Raw genomic sequence first — 1,222 nt, forward strand, 5'->3', positions numbered from 1 at the left:
AAGCACTCCATCTCATTAGATTTAGACCGTTACATTGAGCAATTTTGTATTGTCTGTAATGAGCTTAACAACAGGGAATTAAATTCATCGAAGAAACTTAGTATCAAGGATTTGATAAAAAGAATAAAAAAGGAGATTGATGTAACAAACCACTCAGGGCCATCTCCTATTCATATAGAAAATGATGACACAGAAGTCGAGATAGATGAAAAATCAGCAACTATTCTTGATCCTACACATGATGATATCAGTAAGCGTGCAAGTTCTATGATATCCGATGAAAAGCTCAAAAAAATTATTCAGAGACGTGAAGTCCCATTTGTAAGTAATCCACTTTATCTAGCACCCAGTTTATTACATCAGGTATACAACGTATTGCACGATTGTTATCAGGATAAAATGCTCAAAGAAAATAGTACAATCTTTTATGATCAATCTTCTTTGGCATTATGTGGCATGATGTCACTGCTGACTGGTCTGAGTCAGAGGTGGTCCCACTTGTTTGAACAACTAAAAGCGTATTTATAAGTGATATTCCGCTCTAGTTAAGCCACCTTGTTTTGTTGGGGTAGCTGATCATAGTAAAACTCATTTGGTGTCAATTTGTCTAGACTCGAATGAGGTCGTTTCAAATTATAAAACTCAAAATATGCACTCAATTGCTTTTTCGCATCTGTGACACTGCTATAAGCTTTGAGATACACCTCTTCATATTTAACGCTCCGCCATAATCGTTCAACCATCACATTATCAATCCATCGACCTTTACCATCCATACTGATTTGAATGCCATTTGATTTCAATACATCAATAAATGCATCACTGGTGAACTGACTGCCTTGGTCTGTATTAAATATTTCAGGTGATCCATATTTTTCAATTGCTTCATTTAAAGCCGAAATACAAAAATCCACCTCCATACTAATCGATACCCTATGCGCAAGTACCTTGCGGCTATGCCAATCAATCACAGCACATAAATAAACAAAGCCTTTTGCCATAGGGATATACGTTATATCCGTAGACCACACTTGATTACTGCGCAGAATAGCCAACCCTTTGAGCAGATATGGATATTTACGGTGAGCTTGATTAGCCTGGCTTAAATTTGGTTTGCAATATAACGCCTGAATACCCATTTTCTTCATTAAAGTACGTGTATGACGTCGTCCTATATGATGTCCTTGACGATTCAACAAATCACGCATCATACGACTGCCTG

The 1,222-nt window shown here is 37.0% G+C and carries 2 pseudogenes; one reads left to right on the forward strand and one right to left on the reverse strand.

Annotated features, from left to right (window positions below):
• Positions 1-528 (forward strand): annotated as a pseudogene (locus ACNPNW_RS04855) (hypothetical protein); the annotation flags it as partial.
• A 17-nt stretch (positions 529-545) separates the two neighbouring features.
• Here the strand turns inward: ACNPNW_RS04855 and ACNPNW_RS04860 are convergent.
• Positions 546-1,222: pseudogene (locus tag ACNPNW_RS04860) on the reverse strand (IS3-like element ISAba14 family transposase); the annotation flags it as partial.

Source organism: Acinetobacter endophylla (genome assembly GCF_053543775.1).